This window comes from Streptomyces sp. NA02950, assembly GCF_013364155.1.
Taxonomy (GTDB): Bacteria; Actinomycetota; Actinomycetes; order Streptomycetales; family Streptomycetaceae; genus Streptomyces.
In genome coordinates this window covers 6,422,347-6,435,428 of sequence record NZ_CP054916.1, presented here as the reverse complement: position 1 = coordinate 6,435,428, position 13,082 = coordinate 6,422,347, and the positions used below count along the sequence as shown (strand labels likewise).

Annotated in this window: 15 protein-coding genes; 4 read left to right on the top strand and 11 right to left on the bottom strand. The window is 71.9% G+C overall.

Going from position 1 to position 13,082, the window contains the following annotated elements:
• Window position 1: 1 nt before the first annotated feature.
• From HUT19_RS28205 to HUT19_RS28190, 4 genes are all read right to left on the bottom strand, one after another.
• A complete protein-coding gene (locus HUT19_RS28205) occupies window positions 2-517 on the bottom strand; it encodes a DUF6299 family protein (RefSeq protein WP_176183140.1) in 516 nt (171 codons plus the stop codon).
• Window positions 518-675: 158 nt separating this feature from the next.
• Entirely contained in the window at window positions 676-1,989 is a 1,314-nt protein-coding gene (locus HUT19_RS28200; RefSeq protein ID WP_254885827.1) for a lipase, read from the bottom strand.
• Between the two features lie 46 nt (window positions 1,990-2,035).
• Window positions 2,036-2,500, bottom strand: coding sequence for a hypothetical protein (locus tag HUT19_RS28195; RefSeq protein ID WP_176183139.1), 465 nt, complete (start codon window positions 2,498-2,500; stop codon window positions 2,036-2,038).
• Between the two features lie 149 nt (window positions 2,501-2,649).
• Window positions 2,650-3,372, bottom strand: coding sequence for an SDR family oxidoreductase (locus HUT19_RS28190; protein ID WP_176183138.1), 723 nt, complete (start codon window positions 3,370-3,372; stop codon window positions 2,650-2,652).
• A 351-nt stretch (window positions 3,373-3,723) separates the two neighbouring features.
• On the opposite strand from HUT19_RS28190, the gene HUT19_RS28185 reads away from it, so the two are divergent.
• Complete coding sequence (locus HUT19_RS28185) at window positions 3,724-4,992, top strand: pyroglutamyl peptidase (protein WP_176183137.1); 1,269 nt, start codon at window positions 3,724-3,726, stop codon at window positions 4,990-4,992.
• 3 nt (window positions 4,993-4,995) lie between these two features.
• On the opposite strand, the gene HUT19_RS28180 is transcribed toward HUT19_RS28185, so the two are convergent.
• Window positions 4,996-5,808, bottom strand: coding sequence for an EI24 domain-containing protein (locus HUT19_RS28180; RefSeq protein ID WP_176183136.1), 813 nt, complete (start codon window positions 5,806-5,808; stop codon window positions 4,996-4,998).
• A 171-nt stretch (window positions 5,809-5,979) separates the two neighbouring features.
• Here HUT19_RS28180 and HUT19_RS28175 point away from each other — a divergent pair, with 171 nt between their 5' ends.
• Window positions 5,980-6,759: an intradiol ring-cleavage dioxygenase gene (locus HUT19_RS28175; RefSeq protein ID WP_176183135.1), complete on the top strand. Its 780-nt coding sequence runs from the start codon at window positions 5,980-5,982 to the stop codon at window positions 6,757-6,759.
• Between the two features lie 144 nt (window positions 6,760-6,903).
• Here HUT19_RS28175 and HUT19_RS28170 read toward each other — a convergent pair whose 3' ends face one another.
• The 3 genes from HUT19_RS28170 to HUT19_RS28160 form a co-directional block, all read right to left on the bottom strand.
• Window positions 6,904-7,371, bottom strand: coding sequence for a hypothetical protein (locus tag HUT19_RS28170; protein ID WP_176183134.1), 468 nt, complete (start codon window positions 7,369-7,371; stop codon window positions 6,904-6,906).
• Window positions 7,372-7,526: 155 nt separating this feature from the next.
• The gene (locus tag HUT19_RS28165) at window positions 7,527-8,081 is read right to left on the bottom strand and encodes an IPT/TIG domain-containing protein (protein ID WP_176183133.1); all 555 of its coding nucleotides are present in this window, start codon (window positions 8,079-8,081) and stop codon (window positions 7,527-7,529) included.
• A 284-nt stretch (window positions 8,082-8,365) separates the two neighbouring features.
• Window positions 8,366-9,385, bottom strand: coding sequence for an NADP-dependent oxidoreductase (locus HUT19_RS28160; protein ID WP_176183132.1), 1,020 nt, complete (start codon window positions 9,383-9,385; stop codon window positions 8,366-8,368).
• A 100-nt stretch (window positions 9,386-9,485) separates the two neighbouring features.
• Between HUT19_RS28160 and HUT19_RS28155 the strand changes: the two genes are divergently transcribed.
• Complete coding sequence (locus HUT19_RS28155; protein WP_176183131.1) at window positions 9,486-9,914, top strand: MarR family winged helix-turn-helix transcriptional regulator; 429 nt, start codon at window positions 9,486-9,488, stop codon at window positions 9,912-9,914.
• Window positions 9,915-9,983: 69 nt separating this feature from the next.
• Here HUT19_RS28155 and HUT19_RS28150 read toward each other — a convergent pair whose 3' ends face one another.
• Together HUT19_RS28150 and HUT19_RS28145 are read right to left on the bottom strand one after the other, a co-directional pair.
• Window positions 9,984-10,634, bottom strand: coding sequence for a hypothetical protein (locus HUT19_RS28150; RefSeq protein ID WP_176183130.1), 651 nt, complete (start codon window positions 10,632-10,634; stop codon window positions 9,984-9,986).
• A 408-nt stretch (window positions 10,635-11,042) separates the two neighbouring features.
• Entirely contained in the window at window positions 11,043-11,921 is an 879-nt protein-coding gene (locus HUT19_RS28145; protein ID WP_176183129.1) for an SMP-30/gluconolactonase/LRE family protein, read from the bottom strand.
• An 89-nt stretch (window positions 11,922-12,010) separates the two neighbouring features.
• Here HUT19_RS28145 and HUT19_RS28140 point away from each other — a divergent pair, with 89 nt between their 5' ends.
• Window positions 12,011-12,670, top strand: coding sequence for a hypothetical protein (locus tag HUT19_RS28140; protein WP_176183128.1), 660 nt, complete (start codon window positions 12,011-12,013; stop codon window positions 12,668-12,670).
• On the opposite strand, the gene HUT19_RS28135 is transcribed toward HUT19_RS28140, so the two are convergent.
• The gene (locus HUT19_RS28135; protein WP_176183127.1) at window positions 12,645-13,070 is read right to left on the bottom strand and encodes an OsmC family peroxiredoxin; all 426 of its coding nucleotides are present in this window, start codon (window positions 13,068-13,070) and stop codon (window positions 12,645-12,647) included. The two genes, HUT19_RS28140 and HUT19_RS28135, sit on opposite strands and share 26 nt — an antisense overlap.
• Between the last annotated feature and the right edge of the window lie 12 nt (window positions 13,071-13,082).

The following is a 13,082-nucleotide window of genomic DNA, read 5'->3' as shown; positions in this document are numbered from 1 at the left end:
TTCAGCTCACGGGGCTGATGAGCTTGATCTCGTGCTCGGTGTCGGCCACGGTCCGCGGCATGGGCACGACGCCACCGCGGGCGCCGAACCTCACCATCCGCGCATCGACGTAGGCCGGTCCGCGCACATACCGGGCGCCGCCGTTGCCCGCGATGACCCAGCGGTGCCGCAGCCCGTCGCAGAGCGCCGACACCGCGCCGACGGCGTGCCGCTCCGCGCCCTGCGTCACCGTGACGAGGATGCTGGCGTGCGAGCTGTCCGATTCGTCGTACGAACACCGGAAGCTGCCGTACACCGTGACGGTGCCGCCCCGGGTGACATAACCGGTGCGGTCGACGGTCAGGCTGTCGCCCCATGACAGGGGCACGGCGGACCGGTCCAGCCCGGGGGCGAGGTCGGACCGGGACGGCACGGCCGGGAAGTCGGAGTCCGTGGCGCCGGATGCCGTGGCGTGGGCGGCCGGTGCCGAGATGAGCACGACGGCGACGGCGCCGACGATGCGATGACGGTTGCGCATGGACGGATTACCTCCGTGTGCGGGGAGCGGATTCCTGTACAGCTACCGGCACCGCGGACCGGGCCGCGGGAACCTCACCCGCCGGGCGGCGTGTCCCTCGCTGCCCAGAGGGTGGCTCCACGACGGCAGGTTGACCCGTCGCGCGCCGGCCGGCCGGATCAGTCGATGAAACGCACATCCGGGTGGCGGGGCGAAGGGCCGTCGAACAACCGCTGATGACGGCCGCGCAGATGCTGCTCGAAGAACGCGGTGAGATAGGCCCGTCGACTCGCGGTGAACCGCCGGGCGTCAACCCGGCCGACCATTTGGGTTGGTAGCCCCTTCGGCAGGGTGAAGTGTTCGGCGAGACCGGGCAGCACCGTCTGGTAGTCGGTGAAGGAGTTGTGCTCGGCGGTCTCGGTCCACAGATCACGTTTCCAGCCGGTGGAGTTGCGCCACATCGCCCGCCAGGACGGGGAGTGACGGTGGGTGTGCGGACGGCGGGAGTCGGACGTCGTCAGCCATGCGCCCATCTGGAGAAACGGCCGGTCCAGACCGGTACGGGCGACCGGCAGCAGTTGATCGGGATCCGCCCAGTCGTAGCCGAGCGGCCCGTCGAGATTGACCCCGGCCCGGATCCGGCGGTCGAGTCGCATCGTCTCGGCCGTGGCCATACCGCCGAGCGAATGCCCGAACATGCCGATGCGGGAGGGGTCGAGGGCGGTGGCGAGACCGCGCGGAAGGGTGTGCGGGACCCGACCCCGGCTGAGGGCCTCCACCTGGTCGAGGACGAAGCGGATGTCGGCGACGCGTACGTCGAGGGCGGCCTTGTTGCGCGCGGCGACCGGTTCGATGGCGCCGAGGCCGGGCGCCACCTCGACCACCCGGCCGCCGGGGAACTCCACGGCGTGCGCCTCGTAGGTGGGGTCGACGGTGACCACGATATAGCCGTGGCTGGCGAGTTCGATGACGGCGGTGGTGTCGAGGGTGCGTTCGTTGTACATCCCCGGGGCGTAGAGCACGACCGGCCGGCGGCTCCGGCCGGGTGCCATGTCCGCGCCGGTGCGGGCGTGGGTGGTGAACCCGGCCCAGTCGATGTCCCCCGGCTCCAGCTTGAGTATCCTCGCCGCGCCCGCCCCGTACGCGTCGGCGGCGCGGGGCCGCATATACGGCGCGGGCGGTGCCTCACCGCCCCTGGCCGCCGGGTACCACACGCCGACCATCAGCTCACGGAACCGTTCCCCCGCCCCGGTCCAGCGCGGCTCACGCCGGGTCCGGTCCGTGAGGTGCAGTTCGGTGACTCCGACGGGGTGGTGGCCGGTGGGGCGGGGCAACTCGAGCCGTACGGGCTCTTTCGCCCGTTCTCCGGTCTTCTCCCCCGTCTTCTTTCCCTCCTTGCTCTCGGCCCCGGAGGCGAGGGCGACGGAGGTGAGGGCGACGGTGGCGCCGGTGGCGGCGATGCCGCCGAGGAGTTGACGTCGTGACATTCGCATGCCCCGACCCTCTCGGAGGGCCGGGGCACGGGAACACTGCCGAAAGTCAGCCTCGTGACATGACCATGGGCCGGTCCTGCCCGTACTGGCCCTGCCCGTACTGGTCCTGCCCGTACTGGCCCTGCCCCTGCCCGTACTGGCCCTGCCGGTGCTGATCCTGCCGGTGCTGATCCTGCCGGTGCTGGCCCTGCCGGTGCTGATCCTGCCGGTGCTGGCCCTGCCGGTGCTGATCCTGCCGGTGCTGGCCCTGCCGGTGCTGATCCTGCCGGTGCTCCGACACGGTGCGGATACTCACGTTGGAGCACTTGGAACCGATGTTGGTGTCGCCCGACCCCCCGGCGACAGGGCTGTACGGGCCGACGTTGGTCTCGCAGTGGTTCTCCTGGACCGTCCCGCCCAGGGCGGAGGCGATCAGTGCGTCGCTCGAAGGCCACGACTGCGCCTGTGCCGCGCTGACTCCGCCGAACGCCACAGCGCAGAACGCGGAAGCGCCCACGGCCATCGCTCGCATCACTTGTCTCATCGAGCCGCCCTTCTTGTCTTCTGCAAACACATGCCTGCATGCAGCCTTGCGAGCGGCGGATTCAGGTGGTGGAACCGACACGGTCGCTTAGACCGATCAGCCGTGCGGACACGGCGGCTGAAGCCATTTGGCAGGCACTACACCGGCTGTCCGATGGGCCTGATGATCACATTGTTGACGTCCACCCCCTGGGGCTGCTTGATGGCCCACACGACGGATTCGGCCACCTGATGGGCCGTCAGCAGCTGCCCCTCGGGCAACCCGCCCAGCCCGTCCCGGAACGGCGTCTCCACCCGCCCCGGCGCGATCAGCGTCACCCCGACCCCGTCTCCGGTCACCATCCGCCGCGTGTTCTCGGCCAGACCGGTGACGGCCCACTTGGTGGCCCCGTAGAGGTTCCCCGGCGTATGGACGAACCCCGCCACGCTCCCCACGAGCACGATCCGCCCCCGCGTCTCCTTCAACGCCCCCAGTGCGGCGCGTATCAGCACCGCGGGCCCGAGGACGTTGGTCAGCACCATCTCCCGCCACCCCTCGGGGTCACCGTCGGCGACGGTGTCATGCGTGGCGAACCCGGCGTTCGCCACGACGGTGTCCAGCCGTCCGAAGGTCTCGACGGTGCGGTCCACGGCGCGCCGCACGGTGGCGTAGTCGGCCGCGTCCCCGGCGAACGTCAGCAACCGCTCGCCCTCGTCCCCCTCCTCTCCCACCTCCGCGGCAAACCGCCGCAACCGGTCCTCACCGCGTCCGGTGACGACCACCCGGTGCCCACTGTCGAGCAGTTGGCGCGCGGTGGCGGCCCCGATGCCACTGCTGCCGCCGGTGATGAGAGTGACGGGTGAGGTGGTGGTGCTGGTCATGCGGGCCCCCGTGAGGTGAGTGACGGGCTTCTGTGCGGTGGCGTCAGCCCACCACCTGGAGCGCGCTCGAAGTCAACCGTGGTGGGCAGGGCACAACGGTGACCCTCCTGCTTTCGTCGCATACGCGTTCTAGTGCCGCGTCAGTCAAGGTTTGCCCGGTAGCGAGGCGCCCTGGCGCGTGCGATCGCAAGGCGGCCGGAAGCACTCGTAGTGGGCCTACTCGGGCTTTCGGCCAACGCGGCGAGAGGGGGCACCTCCCAGCGGTAGCTGGGGGAGCGTGCCAGGGCGGCGAGCGGGGCGAACCTTGGCTGACGCGGCACTAGACTGCCGGGCCGGGAGAAAGGACTCCGTATGAGACCAACTCACGCCCGTCTGGCCCTCTTCGGGGCCGCACTGATCGCCGCGGCGCCGCTGGTGTCCGCCGGGCCGGTGGCCGCCGAGGCGCGCGCCGCCACCGCCTCGCCCACCGTGGAGGAGCGGCGACTCGATCAGGCCGCGCCGCGGGAGATTCTGCGGCGCAGTGGGTTCGATACGGTGGCGCCGGACTTCGCGCGGGCGCTGGAGGGGGTGCGGTCCGTCGCGGAGGCGGAGACCGTGGTGGCGCGCGACGGAGGGCGGTTGTGGCGGCGGGCCGTGGAGCGGGTACAGGGGCGTGGGCCCGCGGGCGGGGATCTGAGCCGGGACGACGACCGGCCGCTGTACTGGGCGCGGTTGGGGATGACCCGGGCGCTGGGCGAGTGGCGGCCCGGATTCCCGCTGTCCGACGAGCGGCGTGCCGCGCTGCTCGCCACGCTGGAGCGCGGCTCGCGTGGTGAGGACTCCATCGAGCTGCCCGCGGGTCCGCGGATCAGGCGGATCGTGGTCACCGGTTTCGATCCGTTCCAGCTGGACGCGGATCCGCGCCGGTCCAACCCCTCGGGGGCCGCCGCGCTCGCGCTGGACGGGACCACGATCCGTACGAAGCGGGGGCCGGCGCGGATCGAGACCGCCGTGTTCCCCGTGCGCTGGGCGGACTTCGCGGACGGGACGGTCGAGCGGACACTGCTGCCGTCGTTCCGGTCCGGACCGCGGCGGGCGGATGTCTTCATGACCGTGAGCCAGGGCCGGATCGGCCGCTTCGACGTGGAGCGCACCAACGGCGCCTGGCGGGGCGGCTATCCCGACAACGCCAATGTGTCGGAGACCGGGACCGTGCCCATCCCCTCCGGTGTGCCGACGCCCGCACCGCGGCCGCAGTGGACGACCACCACGCTTCCGTACGGACGGATCGTGGCGGCGGACACCGGTCCTTTCCCGGTGTACGACCACACGGAGGTCACCGAGATACCGGCGGGCGGCGGCGGTCCGGTGGTGCGTCCGGACGGGCCGACGCCCGGTTCGACGGCCCGCGCGGGCGGTGGCGGGGACTATCTGTCCAACGAGATCGCCTACCGCGCCACACTGCTGCGCGACGCGGTGGGGCTGAAGGCGCCGGGCGGCCATCTGCACACGCCCGTCCTTCAGTTCGGCGCCGGGAACACCGACCCGGCGACCGGCGAGGTGACCGACCCGGAGTTCCTCCGCAACCGCCTCGCCATCACGGAACAGGTGCGCTCCGTGCTGACCGCGGCGGCGGGTTAGGGGCTAGGAGAGCGGCGGCGGTGGCGGATCGCCCGCCACCGCGTCCGCCGGATGGCCCGAGTCCCCGCCGACCGGCTCGGCCTCGCCCGTCAGATCGCGCACCAGCAGGGTCGCGCCCGCGACCGCGCCCGGCATCAGGAACACGGCCACCAGCGGCAGCAGGAAGAACAGGGCGAGCGGCACCCCGAAACCGAGGCTGAGCAGGCGGCGGCCGCGCAGCATCCGCCGCCGCTCCCGCAACAGCACACCGCGGCGCAGCAGGGCGATCGACGTCAGTTCCTCGGTGAGAAAGAAACCGGTCACGCAGAACGCGAGCGCGGGGATCGCGGTCTGGCCGATCACCGGGACGAAGCCCAGCGCGAAGAACAGCACGCTCCACAGCGCCACGCGGATCACCAGGGCGATGGCCTCGCGCAGCCCGATCCACAGTTCACGCCACAGCGGCAGCCCGGACTCGGGCGCGGTGCCGTCCTCGGAGCGGTCGACCGCCTCGGACAGCGACTCGTAGAAGGGCTGGCCGACCAGCAGGGTGACCGCGGTGAAGGTGATGATCGCCAGGAACAGACAGGTGGCGGCGAAGAGGATCGCGAGGGCTCCGCGGAAGACGGCGAGCCACGGCGAGGACCAGTCGTCGGCGAACGGGGTGGCCCACGCGATGACGTCGTCGGTCCAGAAGAAGAGTGCGACGAGCGCCGCCGCGTAGCCGACGAGGGTGATGAGGGCGGGCAGCATGCCTATCCCCCACCACCGCCCGTGCCGGGCGACCCAGCGCTGTCCTTTCACCAGATAGCCGAACCCGGCCGCGAAGTCACGCATGGGGCCGTAGCTTACGCGGCCGGGCAGGGAATCCCGGGCGGGGCGCCGGTAAGCGGTTGTGGCGCCGGACAATCCCCTTTGGGGGCAAACGAGTTGGCGATTATGAAGGGTTGACGCGGGAGGACTTTGCCGAATTCACAGGTCTCCCACAGGGACCGTCCCTACGTTTCCATGCCCATGACAGACTCATCCCCCGCCCCCCTGGGGCGACGCAGAGTACTGATCGCCGGAAGCGCCGCCGCGGCGGCCCTCGGAGTCGGCGCCGCGGGCACCGCCGCCGCCCGCCCTGGATCGCCCCCCGCCCGCACTCGCGCGGGCACCGCCGACACCGCCATCTGCACCCTCACCAAGAAGCTCACCGAAGGCCCCTACTACCTCGACCACGCGTTCGTACGGTCCAACGTCGCGGAGGACAAGAAGGGCGTACCGCTCCAGCTCGGTCTCACGGTCGTCGACAACAGCACCTGCGCGCCGCTCGACAAGGCGCTCGTCGAGATCTGGCACGCCGACGCGCTCGGCGAGTACTCCGGATTCGTGGGGGCCAACGGGCACCAGGAGCCGGACAACCGCACCTTCCTGCGCGGCGGAGTGCTCACCGGCTCCGACGGGGTGGCCAAGCTGACCAGCATCTATCCCGGTTGGTACGTCGGGCGCTGCATCCATGTCCACCTCAAGGTGCACACCGATGTCACGCTCACCGACGACGGCTCGTTCACCGGCGGCACCGAGATCCACACCGGTCAGCTCTTCTTCGCCGAGAACATCACCGAGGCGGTCGCCCGGTTGTCGCCGTACGCCACCAACACCGTCCGGCGCACGCCACTCAGCCGCGACGGCATCTACAACAACGGTGGCACCGCGGCCGGACTCCTCACCGTGACGGCTCTGGGGAGCACGCCGTCGGCCGGATACCGGGGAACGCTCACGGTGGGCGTCCACACGGACGCCTGACCCGCCGAGCCCCGGCTGAAGCACCGCCGCCGTGTCCTGCGCGGCGGCGGCACCGGACGCCGGTGCCGGCCCCTCACCCCGCGGGGGTCCGGCCGCCCCGGTGGTGCGGAAGCGCGGCCCGGAACACCGTGGTCACACCGCCGGTCACCACCCCTGAGCCACGCTCACGGCCAGGCCCGAACAGTCGTTGCCGCCGGACGGATCGGGCTGGTAGACCCAGTACAGGAAGGCGAGTTGCACCAGGAGCAGCAACGGCACGAAGCACACGGCCGTCGTGGACATCCACCGCCGCCGGCCCGCCACCGGAAGGCCGCCGCGGCCGCGCGCGGTGCGGTGCAGTGCGAACAGCAGCACCACGGCGGCAACAGCACACCCGGGCGCGGCCCAGGCGGTCAGATACATCCGGGTGGACGGCCCCAGGTAGTGGCAGTGCTGGAAGGTGTCGCCGCTGAAGGCGACATGGGCGGCCAGCAGCCCCGCCGAGGCCACCACCAGGAGGGGTACGAGCGGGGCGAGGCGCCGCCCCACGGGCGGGGCGGACGAAGGGGACGGCGAGGTCCGCGGGGTCGGTTCCCTGGGGGCGGCGTCGCGGTCGTGCGGATGGCTGGACATCGGTACCCGTCTGGTTCGGAGCGGACCCCGGCATCGTACGGCCCCCGTACACACGGCCGTTCCCCGGCCGGACCAGCCGGACGGGGAACGGTGAGCCGGGTGCGATCGGCTCGGACTCGGGCGTACTCGAGACGTCCAGACGTCCTCAGGCGTCCTCAGGCGTAGAGGTAACCGCCCGGCACGGTGGCGGTGCCCCCGGGGGTCGTGACGACGACGGTGGCGGGGCCCGCCGTACCCGCGGGGGTGACACCGGTCAGCACCGCGCCGCCCGCGGCCACCGTGACACCGGTCGCGGCCGTGCCGTTGAAGGTGACGGAGGCACCGGTGAGGTTGGCACCGATGATGGTGAACGAGGTGCCACCCGCCGCCGGACCGCTGACCGGGGTGATGAGGAAGGCGAGCGGAGGCAGCGGCACCAGATAGGTGTACCCGGCCGGAACGCTGGCGCCCGACGGGTTGGTGGCGACGACCGGCACCGCACCCGCGGCGTGCGCCGGGGCGGTGACGATGAGCACGGTCCCGGTGGGGGGCTGCGCGACGATGGTGGCCGCGGTGCCACCGAAGGTCACCGAGGTGACGGTGTCCAGGTTCGTTCCGATGAGCACGACGGGGTTGCCGCCGCCGATCGGCCCGGAGCTCGGGACAACGAGGAGGATCGTCGGCACGCCGACCGCGAGCGCGACGTCCTGGTTCGGCACGGGTGAGGACATGAGGTGTCTCCTCATCGAGATACGGGAGTGGACACCGCGATCCCTCGGGGGATGCCCTCACAGTCGGCAGGGCGTCGAACTGCCTGACCGCCGCACGTCATGAGCGGAGAATCCGCAGGCCGCTCTCCCCGGGAGGGATGGGCGGCCCACCGTTTGGTTGTTTCCAGTACCTCATTCGTGTGCGTATGCCACAAGGAAGTTGACGTCAGTTCACTCGGACGACGCAGCGCGCCGGTATGCGCCGGTGGCCCCGGGGAACACCCCGGGGCCACCGTGTGCGCCGATCAGTCCTCGAAGGAGACGATCATCTTGCCGGTGTTCTCGCCGCGGAGCATCCCGAGGAACGCGTCCACCGCGTTCTCCACACCCTTGACGACCGTCTCGCGGTAGTGCAGCTTGCCCTCGCGGATCCAGCCGCCGACCTCCTCGAAGAACTGCTGCTGGAGGTTCTGGTGGTCGTACACGAGCATGCCCTGCATCCGCAGCCGCTTGCCGATGATCAGCGCGAGGTTGCGCGGGGCGGCGGGCGGCTCGGTGGCGTTGTACTGGGCGATCATGCCGCAGACGGTGATCCGGCCGTGCAGCTTGAGGCGGTCGATGGCGGCCTCGAGGTGGTCACCGCCGACGTTGTCGAAGTAGACGTCGATCCCGTCGGGCGCGGCCTCCTTCAGCTGTTCGACGACCGGGCCCTTCTTGTAGTTGAACGCCGCGTCGAAGCCGTACTCGTCGACCAGCAGCCGGACCTTGTCGTCCGTGCCCGCGCTGCCGATCACCCGGGAGGCGCCCTTGAGCTTGGCGATCTGGCCGACCTCGCTGCCGACGGCGCCCGCGGCACCCGAGACGAAGACCGCGTCACCCTCCTTGAAGGACGCCACCTCCAGCAGACCCGCGTACGCGGTGAGGCCGGTCATGCCGAGCACACCGAGGTACGCGCTGAGCGGCGCGACCTCCGGGTCGACCTTGACCGCGCTCTTGCCTTCCACCACCGCGTACTCGCGCCAGCCGGGGCCGTGCAGCACGTGGTCGCCGACCGCGATGCCGTCCACGCCGGAGGCGAGGACCTTGCCGACCGCACCGCCCTCCATCGGCTTGTCCAGCTGGAACGGCGGTACATACGACTTCACGTCGTTCATCCGGCCGCGCATGTACGGGTCCACCGACATGTAGAGGTTGCGGACCAGGACCTGGCCGGGGCCCGGCTCGGAGACGGGGGCCTCGCGCAGGGCGAAGTCCTCCGGCTTCGGCCAGCCCTCCGGGCGGGCGACAAGATGCCATTCACGGCTGGTGGCGGGGATGACGGACATGAGGGGAAGCCTCCCTAGCGGATCAGAAATGCTTCAGTAGATGAAACAATCATGGGTCTAGATATTTCATGTTGTCAAGTAAATGGGTATCCTAGTGTCCATGACACCGCGCATCGACCCGCTGACCCTCGAGGTCGTCGAGCTCATCGGCACTATCGTGGCCCGCTACCACGAGGAGTACGAGGACGCGGCGGCCAAGCACGCCCTGACCGGAGCGCAGGCCCGTGTGCTGGGGCTGCTGTCCCGCGGACCGACGCCGATGCGGCACATAGCGCAGCAGCTGAAGTGCGAGCCGTCGAACGTCACGGGCATCGTGGACCGGCTGGAGTCCCGGGGGCTCGTCGAGCGCCGTCTCGACCCGGCCGACCGCAGGGTCAAGCTGGCGGCGGCCACCGAGGAGGGCCAGGAGACCTCGGAGCGGCTGCGCGGTTCACTCGACTTCGCGCGCGAGCCGCTCGCCGGGCTCTCGGCCGACGAGCGCACGATCCTGCGGGACCTGCTGCGGCGGATGCTCGGCATCGAGCCCTAGGCCCGCTCCGGGCCCCGGGACCGCTCCCGGCCGCGCCCGACCGCGCGGGGTGCCGCCACCGGACCGGACCTAGGTGCACCACCACAGGAAGCGGTCACATCTCTCGGACGGGGTCGGGGTCGGGGTCGGCACAAACGTCCCCGGCGCGGTCGGACGCGGCTTCGACGACGGGGTCCGCGGCCGGGTGGAAGCGGGGCCGCCAGCGTCCGGGGCGGAGGGGGCCGGGTCGTGGGACGTCGGCTGGTCGGGACCGGGCGAGGTGGTGTCCCGCGCCTTCTTCTCGCCCTCGCCCTTCTCCTTGTCGCCGTCCTTGGTGTCCTTGTCCGGGCGGCGGCTCTCGGTGGCCGGGTCCGTGCTCGGCCCACCGCTGTCATGCGGCACGGGTCCGGCGGACTCCGTGACCCCGTCACCGCGGTCGGCCACCGGCTTCTCGGGGGCGGGCGCGGGGGCCGCCTCCCGGAAGTACCCCTCGTTCGCCAGCTCCGCCACGAACAGCGCGGCCAGGACCGGGCCCAGCACCGCCGCGGTGACCATCACCCGGCGGCCGCGCCGCGGGCGGGCCCGGCGCGCACGGCCGCCGACGACCCCTCGGGACTTGGGTTTGCGGCGGCTCGCGGCGGGGGCGTGGCCGGTGTCGGGAGCGCGGCTGGTGGCGGACTCCCCGTGGGTCTCGGGGACTTCGTACGGCTCGGGCGCGGGTGCGTGGGGTGCATGGGACACCTCGGGCGTACCCGCCGACTCGGGCGTACGGGATCCCCGGCCCGACCGGGAGCCACGCGCACGACGGGATTTCTGCGCCCTGCGCCGCTCCGCGCGCGACAACGGCGCGCCGGAGGCACCACCGGCCCCGGCCGTTCCCCCGTCCGACGCCGCCCCCGCCGTGGCCGTGGGCAGCTCGAGTTGCTCAACGGGCTTCCCGCACCCGGGGCAGGAGAGGGCGCCGTTGAGATGGCGTCGGCAGGGAGGGCAGTAATCCATGACGCGGGGCAGGCTATGTGACCTCTGAGCAGTGCCGATACCGGAGCATGTGAGGATCCTGTGCAGGGCGCCGTCGAAACCGCCGCGTCGGTCCCGGTCTGCCGTGGTTCGGTCCCGGTCTGCGGGGAAAGCCCCTGGTCCTGACGGGTTTCAGCCCGCGAAGGCGGGTTGTGCCGACCCTCGCCCCGCCCCCGGGACGACCAGCACCGATCCCGCGAGCGGAGCCGCGGAGGGGTCGACGCCGACCCGGGCGGAGGTCACATACAGATCGCTGAGATCCGGGCCGCCGAAGGCACAGGCGGTGGGGCGCGGCACCGGAAGGTCCACCACCCGATCGAGTGTGCCGTCGGGGACGTAACGACGGATCGCGCCGCCGTCCCACAGGGCGACCCACACCGCGCCCTCGGCATCCACGCACAGTCCGTCCGGGAAGCCCGCGCCCTCCTCGATCCGTGCGAACGGCCGGCGGCCGGAGACCTCCGCCGGGCCGCGGCCGCCGTCCACGTCGGGGACGTCGAAGACGTCGATACGGCGGGTGGGGCTGTCGGTGTAGTACATGAGGCGGCCGTCCGGGCTCCAGCCGATGCCGTTGCTGACGGTCACGTCCGGCAGGACCTCCGCACGGGCGCCGTCGGGGGCGATCCGGGCGAGCGTGCCGCCACCCGGTGCCTCGTCGTAGCGCATCGTGCCCGCCCACAGCGAGCCGTCGGGGGCCACGGCCGCGTCATTGCCACGACGGCCGGGGGTCGCGTCGCGCACCAGCCAGCGGAAGCCGCCGTCGGCGCCGTAGAGCCCGATGCCGTCGCGGAGGTTGACCACGAGGCCGCCGCCCGCGCGGGGCTTGGCCGCGCCGATGTGCTGCTCGGTGGCCAGGGTGGTGCGGTGGCCGGTGGCCGGGTCATAGGTGTGGACGCGGGCGGCGAGGACGTCCACCCAGATCAGCCGACGGGTGGTGGGGTCCCAGGTGGGTCCCTCACCGAGCGTGGCGGTGGCGCGGACCGCGATGTCGAACGTCTGCCGTCGGCTCATGGCCCCGCTCCCGTCCCTGTGTCGACCGTTGCCGTCGTTCCGAAGCCTGGCCCGCCATCCGGCCGTGAAACCTGCGCCACGATAGGGGCATGGCTTCCGCGTCCTCCTTCCCCGAGTCCGAACCGTTCCCCGCCCCCTTCCCCTTCGTCCTGGTGCTGCTGCGGCGGATGGCCGACTTCCAGCCCGGGCTGGTCGAGGACGCGCTGCGGGAGCTGGGCTTCGGGCGCGCCGTCATGCGCGAGGCCAACCGCCGCTGGCAGGCGATGCAGCGGTCCCCGCGGCGGCGGCCCGCCGTCGCCCGCTACCGCTCGGTGCTCGGACCGCCCGAGACCACAGCGAAGCGCCGGATCGGCGATCTGACCTGCGATGCGCTGAGCTGGCCCGTACCCCTGTGGCCGGATCTGCGGTTCGAGGTGCTCACCGCGCCCGGCGGGGCGGTGTGGAACGAGTGGCTGGTGCGCGCCCCGGGCGCGGCCGGGCCGACGCTGCGTACGGCCGTCGATCTGCGCCCCTGGTCCTGCACGGTGGACGAGGTGGCGCGCGCCTTCGCGCCCGCGCGGCCGATGGAGGGCTCGGCACCCACGCGTTGGCGACTCGCCTTCAACGCCCCGAACGGCGTCCCCGATGCGGAAAAAGGTGAACTCCGCCCTTACGTGGCGGAGTTCACCTGGGGTCTGCTCCAGCGCGTGGAGCCGGTGGAGCGGGTCGAGCGGACGGAGAACGTCAGGCCAGCTTCGCCGACAGGGTGATCTCCGTACCGGTGAGCGCCTGGCTCACCGGGCAGTTCTTCTTGGCGTCCTCGGCGGCCGCGACGAACGCCGCCTCGTCCAGGCCCTCGACCGTGCCCTCCACGGTGAGGTGGATCCCGGTGATACCGGTGCCGGGCTGGAAGGTGACATCGGCCTGGGTGGTCAGCTGCGTCGGCGGCGTCCCGGCCTGGGTGAGGCCGTGCGACAGCGCCATCGAGAAGCAGCTGGAGTGTGCGGCGGCGATCAGCTCCTCGGGGCTGGTCCTGCCGTTCGCCTGCTCGGCGCGGGACGGCCAGGAGACCGGCTGCTCGCCGATCCCGGACGAGTCGAAGGTGACGACTCCCTTGCCCTCGGCCAGATTGCCGTTCCAGACGGTGTGCGCGGTGCGCGTCGTAGCCATGCTCGCTGTTCC

What these genes read in the sequence shown, in the direction of transcription:
- HUT19_RS28205 (WP_176183140.1), bottom strand. Translation starts at nt 517, where the DNA reads ATGCGCAACCGTCATCGCATCGTCGGCGCCGTCGCCGTCGTGCTCATC.
- HUT19_RS28200 (WP_254885827.1), bottom strand. Translation starts at nt 1,989, where the DNA reads ATGCGAATGTCACGACGTCAACTCCTCGGCGGCATCGCCGCCACCGGC.
- HUT19_RS28195 (WP_176183139.1), bottom strand. Translation starts at nt 2,500, where the DNA reads ATGCGAGCGATGGCCGTGGGCGCTTCCGCGTTCTGCGCTGTGGCGTTC.
- HUT19_RS28190 (WP_176183138.1), bottom strand. Translation starts at nt 3,372, where the DNA reads ATGACCAGCACCACCACCTCACCCGTCACTCTCATCACCGGCGGCAGC.
- HUT19_RS28185 (WP_176183137.1), top strand. Translation starts at nt 3,724, where the DNA reads ATGAGACCAACTCACGCCCGTCTGGCCCTCTTCGGGGCCGCACTGATC.
- HUT19_RS28180 (WP_176183136.1), bottom strand. Translation starts at nt 5,808, where the DNA reads ATGCGTGACTTCGCGGCCGGGTTCGGCTATCTGGTGAAAGGACAGCGC.
- HUT19_RS28175 (WP_176183135.1), top strand. Translation starts at nt 5,980, where the DNA reads ATGCCCATGACAGACTCATCCCCCGCCCCCCTGGGGCGACGCAGAGTA.
- HUT19_RS28170 (WP_176183134.1), bottom strand. Translation starts at nt 7,371, where the DNA reads ATGTCCAGCCATCCGCACGACCGCGACGCCGCCCCCAGGGAACCGACC.
- HUT19_RS28165 (WP_176183133.1), bottom strand. Translation starts at nt 8,081, where the DNA reads ATGTCCTCACCCGTGCCGAACCAGGACGTCGCGCTCGCGGTCGGCGTG.
- HUT19_RS28160 (WP_176183132.1), bottom strand. Translation starts at nt 9,385, where the DNA reads ATGTCCGTCATCCCCGCCACCAGCCGTGAATGGCATCTTGTCGCCCGC.
- HUT19_RS28155 (WP_176183131.1), top strand. Translation starts at nt 9,486, where the DNA reads ATGACACCGCGCATCGACCCGCTGACCCTCGAGGTCGTCGAGCTCATC.
- HUT19_RS28145 (WP_176183129.1), bottom strand. Translation starts at nt 11,921, where the DNA reads ATGAGCCGACGGCAGACGTTCGACATCGCGGTCCGCGCCACCGCCACG.
- HUT19_RS28140 (WP_176183128.1), top strand. Translation starts at nt 12,011, where the DNA reads ATGGCTTCCGCGTCCTCCTTCCCCGAGTCCGAACCGTTCCCCGCCCCC.
- HUT19_RS28135 (WP_176183127.1), bottom strand. Translation starts at nt 13,070, where the DNA reads ATGGCTACGACGCGCACCGCGCACACCGTCTGGAACGGCAATCTGGCC.